Annotated in this window: 4 protein-coding genes; 2 read left to right on the forward strand and 2 right to left on the reverse strand. The window is 42.8% G+C overall.

Annotated features, from left to right (window positions below; genetic code table 11):
* Positions 1–848: AAA-like domain-containing protein (locus H6S82_RS10120; protein ID WP_191056192.1), on the forward strand; the 848-nt coding region annotated here is incomplete at its 5' end.
* Between the two features lie 48 nt (positions 849–896).
* Entirely contained in the window at positions 897–4,751 is a 3,855-nt protein-coding gene (locus H6S82_RS34325; protein ID WP_322111935.1) for an AAA-like domain-containing protein, read from the forward strand.
* Between the two features lie 176 nt (positions 4,752–4,927).
* Here the strand turns inward: H6S82_RS34325 and H6S82_RS10130 are convergent, their stop codons facing one another.
* Positions 4,928–6,586 (reverse strand): adenylate/guanylate cyclase domain-containing protein, encoded by a 1,659-nt coding sequence (locus tag H6S82_RS10130; RefSeq protein ID WP_322111936.1) that lies wholly within the window; start codon positions 6,584–6,586, stop codon positions 4,928–4,930.
* A 39-nt stretch (positions 6,587–6,625) separates the two neighbouring features.
* Positions 6,626–8,584 (reverse strand): adenylate/guanylate cyclase domain-containing protein (locus H6S82_RS10135; RefSeq protein WP_191056193.1); only part of this gene is annotated, 1,959 nt, incomplete at its 5' end.

Consider the following 8,584-nt stretch of genomic DNA (forward strand, 5'->3'; position numbering starts at 1 on the left):
ATAACAGCGCTCAAAAAGGCTACCGAGTAGTTTCTTTGAGCTTTCAACTTGCAGATAATGCCATTTTTGAAGATTTGGCTAAATTTTTGCGGTGGTTTTGCTTAAATGTGGGTCGGGGTTTGCAGTTGCCGAATAAGTTGGCTGAATACTGGGATGAGGAATTTGGTAGCAAGATTAGTTGCAAAGATTACTTTGAAAATTATCTGTTAACCAACCTTACCAGTCCGCTTGTATTGGGATTGGATGAAGTAGATCGCATTTTTCAATATCCGCAAATTGCCGACGAGTTTTTTAGCTTGTTGCGTGCTTGGCACGAGGAGGCAAAGTTTCGCGAAATTTGGAAAAATTTTCGCATGGTGGTTGTACATTCCACAGAAGTTTATATTCCGTTGAATGTGAATCAATCGCCATTTAATGTGGGGTTGCCGATCGAATTGCCGGAGTTTAATCGACCGCAGGTATACGAACTGGTGCAGCGCCACGGATTGAATTGGAATTTTAGTCAAGTGGAACAATTGATGGCAATGGTAGGAGGACATCCTTATTTAGTGCGACTGGCTCTTTATCACTTGGCGCGTCACGATATGACGCTATCGCAACTTTTAGAAACTGCTGCTACGGAAGCGGGACTTTATGGCGATCACTTGCGGCGGCATTTGTGGATTTTGGGACAGCATCCGGAATTGGCGGCGGCGATGAAGGAAATGGTGGTGAAAGATGGGCCGATGCAATTAGAATCAATGCAGGCGTTTAAGTTACACGGTTTGGGACTGGTGCATCTGCAAGGAAATGAGTCTACTCCCAGGTGTAATTTGTATCGGCAGTATTTTCGCGATCGCCTCAGCTAATTTTAGATTTTAGATTTCACATTTTACCTTGAAATGGAGAATCAAAAATTGGAAAACGCGGCATATCAATATCAAGTCGGTGGCAGTTTGCCAATTAACGCTCCCAGCTATGTGTTGCGACAGGCTGACTCCGATCTTTATGAGGGTGTAAAAGCTGGAGAATTCTGTTACGTTCTCAATTCTCGACAGATGGGGAAGTCTTCCCTAAGAGTGCAAATAATGCAAAAGCTGATTCGGGAGGGTGTTGCCTGTGCAGCTATTGATTTAACAGCGATCGGCAGTCAAGATGTTCCTCAAAATCAGTGGTATGCAGGCATTACTTACACCTTAGCCAGCAATTTAAATTTATTGGGGAAAGTTAATATCAGGAGTTGGTGGCGAGAGCGGGATTTTCTCGCTCCAGTGCAGAGATTGGGTGAGTTTATTGAAGAGGTATTGCTTAAAGAAATTAACCAAAATATTGCTGTTTTTGTGGATGAAATCGATAGCGTTCTCGGTTTGAATTTTCCCACAGACGATTTTTTTGCATTTATTCGCTCTTGTTACAACAAACGCGCCGACGAGCCGCAATATCAACGGCTTACTTTTGTGTTGCTGGGAGTGGCGACTCCTTCGGATTTGATTCAAGACAAAAATCGCACGCCTTTTAATATCGGACGAGCGATCGAATTGCGCGGGTTTGAATTGCACGAAGTTTGGCCTTTGGCGCAGGGATTGGTAGGAAAAGTGAGCAATCCTTTGCTAGTTCTTAAAGAGGTATTAGCTTGGACAGGCGGACAGCCTTTTCTGACGCAAAAGCTTTGTCAAATTATTTTGAATTCGGAGCGGAGAGCGGCAGATGTAGATGAGGTAGAATGGGTAGAAAATTTGGTGCGATCGCGTGTAATCGAAAATTGGGAAATCCAAGATGAACCCGAACATTTAAAAACAATACGCGATCGCGTTTTAAAGAATAAACAAAATACAGGGCGGCTGCTAAGACTTTATCAGCAAATATTGCAACAAAAAAAACAGTTAGCAGAAGAAACTCCCCAAGAAATGCAGCTGCGGCTTTTTGGTTTAGTTGTCAAACAGGATGGCAATTTAAGAGTTTATAATCCCATCTACGCTTCTGTATTCAATTCTCATTGGGTAGAACAAATGTTAGCTTCCCTGCGACCTTATGCAGAAGCGCTTGCCTCTTGGTTAGCTTCCGATGGCAAAGATGAATATTATTTGTTGCGCGGACAAGCTTTACAAGAAGGGCTGAGATGGGCAGCCGATAGCCTGGGAAATCAAGACTATCAATTTTTAATGGCCAGTCAGGAACTGGAAAAAAGAGAACTTCAAAGGGCATTAAAGTCGGCGTTAGAATCGGCTCAAAAAGCTTTAAAAATCAAAAAACAAGCGAAGGAAGATTTGGCATCATCTGGTGTAATAGCCACAAACGGCAGTACTTTTTCTGCATTTCTAAGTCCGTTAAATAAAGAAAGATTTCAACAAGTAATCGCCGATGTAGAAGATAAATTAAAAATAGTCAAACAAACCCTGTTAATGTTGATGGAATCTCAGGGTTTTGATAGAGTACTTAACGAAATGTTGCAGGCGATCGCTTTGAAAACAAGAGAGCTTTTGAGGGCCGATAGTACAGGAATTTATTTATTCGATCGAGAAAAGAATGAATTATGGTCAATTGTGGCTAACGAAGAGGAAAGCGGTACTCTAGAAATTCGCTTGCCAGCAGATATAGGAATCGCAGGAGAAGTTGCTACTTTGAAAAAAGCGGTCAATATTCCTTATGATTTTTATGACGATCCCCGCTCTTTATTTGGCAAAAATGCCGACAGAGAAAGCAATTATCGCACATACACTATGCTAGCGCTACCGCTATTAAATGAGCAAGGAGATTTAGTTGCAATTGTGCAATTGGTTAATAAATTAAAAGAGCAAAATCATACAGAAAATCCTTTAGAAGAGCGCATCGATTTAGCAGGTTTTACGCGAGAAGATGAAGAACTTTTTGCTGAGTTCGCACCTTCCATACGGCTGATTTTAGAAGCTTCCCAGTCATTTTATATAGCCGCTCAAAAACAGCGGGCAGGGGATGCACTAATCAAAGCAACGCAAGCACTCAGTCAAAGCAGTTTGGACTTAGAAGAAACGCTCAAGCGCGTTATGAACGAAGCTAAAAGATTGATGAATGCAGACCGGAGTACGCTATGGTTGATAGATGAAGAACGCGATCGCTTGTGGACAAAAATTCCTATCGGTGGCGAATTAAAAGAAATTTCCATTTCCAAAACAGCAGGCTTTCCTGGTAGAGTTGTGGAATCGGGTGAGCCGCTGGTGATTCCGTTTGACATTTATGACTCTCCCCTTTCCGATACTAGCAAACAAATCGATCGCAAAAGCGGTTATCGCACTTGTAGCTTACTTTGTATGCCCGTTTTTAACACGGACGGTCAGTTGATCGGCGTAACTCAGTTAATCAATAAACGCCGACAAGGTGATTTCCCAGACTACAATCCTGAAGATTGGCCTAAAGCACCTGAATGCTGGAAGGCAAGTTTTTCTCGCACAGATCTAGAATTCATGCAGGCATTTAATGTGCAAGCGGGAGTAGTGTTGCAAAATGCCCAATTGTTTGCCACTGTTAAACAACAGGAACAAATTCAAAGAGATATTTTGCGTAGCTTGAACAATGGCATCATTTCTACCGATAAAGCTGGTAATATTATCGCTGCTAATAAAAGTGCGAAGCGGCTTTTGGGCTTGCACAGCGAAGACAAATTGGAAGGACGATCGGTTGTCGATTTAATCCAGATAGAAGAAGGTAATTTTACGAAATGGTTCCAGATAGCATTGGCACCAAAAGAAGAAAAAGAACGCCAGCAATACTACCCCGATAAAACCTTAATTGCGGCGGGAGGTGAAGAACATAGCGTTAACTTATCGATTAATTCGATCACCGATGCCAGCGATGAAACTAAGGTTTACGGTGTTTTGGTACTCATAGAAGATATCAGCGATGAGAAGCGGCTCAAGAGTACTATGTATCGCTACATGACTCAGGAATTGGCAGAAGAATTACTGAAAGCTGGTGATGCGAAATTGGGGGGCGATCGCAAAGAAGTTTCGATCCTTTTTTCCAATATTCTCAGCTACACTAGCTTAGCTGAAAGGATGGAAGCAGAAAAGGTAGTCTGCTTGCTCAACGAATATTTTGAGACAATGGTAGATGCCATTTACGATTATAAAGGTACGCTAGATAAATATATCGGCGATATGATTATGGCGGTTTTTGGTGCGCCCCTACCTTTGCCAGATCACGCTTGGATGGCTGTACAAACGGCAGTGGATATGCGTCGTCGCTTAAAGGAATTCAATGCACGTCGCGTACAAATGAATCAGTCAAAAATTAAGATCGGTATTGGCATTAATTCCGACAATGCGATTAGCGGTAATATTGGTTCCAGCAAACGAATTGAGTTTACAGTAATTGGCGATGGTGTGAATTTGGCTTCTCGCCTGCAAGGTGTTAGCAAACAGTATGGATGCGATATTGTGTTGAGCGAAAATACTTACCGATACTGTGCCGATCGCATTTGGTTTAGGGAACTGGATTACGTTCGCGTGCAGGGTAAAACTCAACCAGTGGCGATATACGAACTGGTGGGATTGCGCGACGATTCAATTTCCGAGGAAAAGCAGAGATTAATCGATATTTACCGCCGAGGACGCGAGTATTATCTGCAAAAGAAATTTAGAAAAGCGATCGATGAATTTGGCATAATTCTGGAAGATATGAATATCCCCGACAAAGCAGCTTCCTTATATCTAAAACGCTGTCAATATTGGCTGGACAACCCGGAAGTTGTCGAGACAGAATGGGATGATGGCGTTTGGACTCTCACGGAAAAATAAGGGATTAGGGGTTAGGGGTTAGGGGCTAGGGACTAGGGGCTAGGGGAAGAGGGGGAGAGTGGGGGAGTGGGAGAATAAATCTCTTCCCTATTTCCTTTTCCCTTTCCCCTCTTCCCTTTCCCCTCTTCCCTAACCCCTAACCCCTTTCTTTTGACTTTTGATTCCCACTTTCCCGTTTATTCTAAAAAAGGGGAAGTAGTTTGACTGCGATCGATTCCGGGCGGTTTTATACGCTCCCAGAGTACGCGATAAAGCTGGAGTGGTCGGTCTTTTCCTTTTACCGAGACGGGTGGTAATTTTTCCATAGGTAAAGTGCGATCGCTCAACTTGTTCAAAGTAGTTTGGGAAATCAAAATTTCAGCTGCGTTAGCTGCACTACAGATGCGGCTGGTAACATTTGTGGTGTCGCCAATTGTCGCATATTGAATTAAGCGAGGCGAGCCAATATTTCCCGCCGCAACTTTCCCGGTATTCAGTCCGATGTGAATTTGAATTTCTAAATTGCGCTGCTTTATCCACTGCACATTTAAGCGAGAAACTGCCCATTGCATAGCTATTGCTGCTCGTAAAGCGCGATCGGCATCGTCGGGTTGTTGGTAAGGAGCGCCCCAAACTGCTAAAAGAGCATCGCCAATATATTTTTCTAATGTTCCCTCATATTCAAAAACAATATCTTCTACCATTACCTTAAAATATTCGTTGAGCATTTCAATTACTTGGCGCGGCGACATTCTAGAGGACATTTCTGTAAAACCGGTGATGTCGCAAAAAAGCGCTGTCACTTCGGTATCAACTATCTCTAAGTTGCCTTCTTCTTTGAGCTTTTTACTCACAGCTATAGGAAAGAAACTCTCCAGTTTAGCTCGCATTACCGCTTCTGCTTGCATCTTTTTGTAGAGTTGGGCGTTTTCGATCGCGATCGCAGCTTGGTTGACAAGTGCAGTCAGAAACTCCAAATCTTCCTGAGAATAAACATTCGTCATGGAAAGATTGTCAGCGTACAACACGCCAATTACTTTCTCTCTCGGTTTCATCGGGACGCACATAGAAGCGTGGATTGATTGCATGACAATTGATTCCGAACCGTGGAAACGATTGTCAGTGCGAGCATCGGCAGTTAAGATAGCATCGCCATTTTTGCAAACGAAATGGGCAATTTTTTTGCTGTAAAAATGGTCGTCTTTCGGGATGCCGGCGCGGCGCTTGGCTGCTTTTTGTTCCAACTGTCCTGTTTCTTCATTAACTAAGAGGATAATCGCTCTATCTACCCGCACGATCTTAAACAAGAGGTCGAGAATTTTTTCTAAAAGTATGTCAGTCTCCTCTGGAGAAGAAAGCTGCTTGCTCACTTCCAGCAAAATTTTTAATTTATCTACTGCCCGCTGTTCGGCATTTTTTTGTCGTAACATCAAGACCGAACCCGGATTTTCCACACCGCTTTGGTTCAATAAATCCTGGATTGCTACTTGGTTGTCATTTGGGGATAATCTTTTGACGATCGACAAACCCAAATTGTCATCATCTCCAGACGCAGCCTCGCCAACATCAAAGTAACTTACAAATTTAAAAATTACATGGCCACAATGGATTAAATCTTCATCTTTGAGTTCGTAGCGCTCGATTTTAGTGCCGTTAATAAAAGTATTGTTGCGACTGTTTAAATCCTCGATAATAACGGTATCATCAGTGACCGTAATCTTGGCATGGTGACGGGATAAACTTGGATCGGTCACAACTATATTGTTGTCCTTTTCTCGTCCAATGGTATTTTGACCGAACTTTAATTCATACATTTCCTGAGTCACTGAGTCTGGATCTTTGATTAAGTACGGCACGATTCACCCTCTTTGACGCTTCTTAATTTAATTATTTAATCAGAGTTTATTTGTGAGCAAATAGGTAACCATTTGTCCTTTGCCTTTGACAGAAATACTTCCCCTTTTTTTAAACACATACTTATCTTTTAAAAGTATGTAAGTTGCTTCAGTTACTTGAATGCTTCCCGGTATACCTGATGATTCCATCCGGGAGGCAACGTTAACTGCATCGCCCCACAAATCGTAGATAAACTTTTTCATGCCAATTACTCCAGCTATCACTTGTCCCGTGTTGATGCCGATGCGGATTTGAAACTGCTCGCCTTTTTCAATTTGAAAGCGATTAATTGCCGCTTGCATATCCAGCGCCATTTCCGCGATCGCTTCTGCGTGGTCGTTCCTTTCGATCGGCAAACCACCCACTACCATGTAGGCATCTCCAATAGTTTTAATTTTTTCTAAACCGTGTTTTTCGGCAAGTTCGTCAAAAGTAGAAAAAATTTCATTAAGTAAATTGACTAATTGGATGGGAGGCATTCTCGCCGAAAGGGGAGTAAAACCAACAATATCGGCAAACAAAATTGTGACTTCGTTGAAATGTTCGGCGATGGGACGCTGTTCTCGTTTCAACTTTTCGGCGATCGCTTCCGGTAAAATATTCAACAATAATTCTTCAGACTTTTGCTGTTCTAGGCGCAAAGCTTCTTCTGCTCGTTTGCGATCGCGAGCTTCTATTGCCAAAGCAACTAAATCGGCAATAGAGCGGGCAAAAATTTCCTCTTCCGGCGTCCAATGATGGACTTTTCCCACTTGTTCCAAACATACTATACCCAGAGTTTTTCTACTCTGGCTAATCGAAACATCCAACAAAGATTGAACGCCGAAGGGAATCAGGTAAGATTCTACCAATTCCTGGAGTCTCGGATCGGTTAGAGCATCAACGCTAACGACGGAACCGGAGGATTGTAAAGCTTTGAAATAAATGGGATAATCTTCGATAGTAATTTCCGATCCTTCGGAGTAGCGATTGCGATCGGCTTCAAACAGATTCACGCATTGAATTTTAGTTCCTGTTTCGTCATACAACCATACGCTCACCATTCCGATGCCCAACATTTTGGCACTTGCTTTGGTAATTGCTTTTAGCGCTGCTGATAGGTTCCCCTGTGCGATCGCTTTATTTTTTGTCAGTTTCACTAATACTTTGTTGTGTTTTCGCAATTGTCTTTCGCTCTCTCGCAAAGCATCTTCCGCAAGTTTGCGTCTGGTAATATCGGTAAGAATTCCTTCATAGTGGCATAACTTCCCTTGCTCGTCGCAAACCGCATGGGCATTTTCAGAAATCCAGATAATGCTGCCATCTTTACGATAAATTTGAGATTCAAAATTAGATATAGCGCCATTCTGTGCCAGCATTTCGACAAAAACTTCCCGACGATTTGGGTCTACATAAACTTCTTTTCCTAAATTAGCGATACTGTCGGTTAATTCCTCTGGTGAGTCGTAGCCATAAATTCGCGCTAAGGCTAAATTCGCACTCAAAAAGCGTCCATCGGGGGCTGTTTGGAAAATGCCTTCCGTGGCGTTCTCAAAAATACTGCGATATTTCTCCTCCGCTTCTCGGAGAGCTTCTTCTGCTCGCTTGCGATCGGTGATGTCCCGGACAAGAATTAAAACTTGATTCTCATCGAGCGGGACAACGCGGACTTCTTCATCTAATTTTTCGTCATTAACCTCTATTTGCTGTTCGTAAATTCGCACTTCTCCCGTTGACAGAGCTTCGTGAATATAAAACATCCTCCGCCTGTATAATTCTGGGGGAAATCCTTCCGATAAATGTTGGCCGATCGGATTAATATTGAGCGACGACATTTGGGAGAATTTCGGTTGAATAAAGTCTAAATAATAGCCATTGCGATCGATCCGCATCATGATATCCGGAATCGCCAAAAGAATAGCTTGTTTCTGCGCTTCGCTCTCCCGCAGTGCTTGTTCCGATCGCTTGCGTTCCGTAAT

Source organism: Planktothrix sp. FACHB-1355 (genome assembly GCF_014748295.1).
GTDB lineage: Bacteria > Cyanobacteriota > Cyanobacteriia > Cyanobacteriales > Aerosakkonemataceae > Aerosakkonema > Aerosakkonema funiforme_A.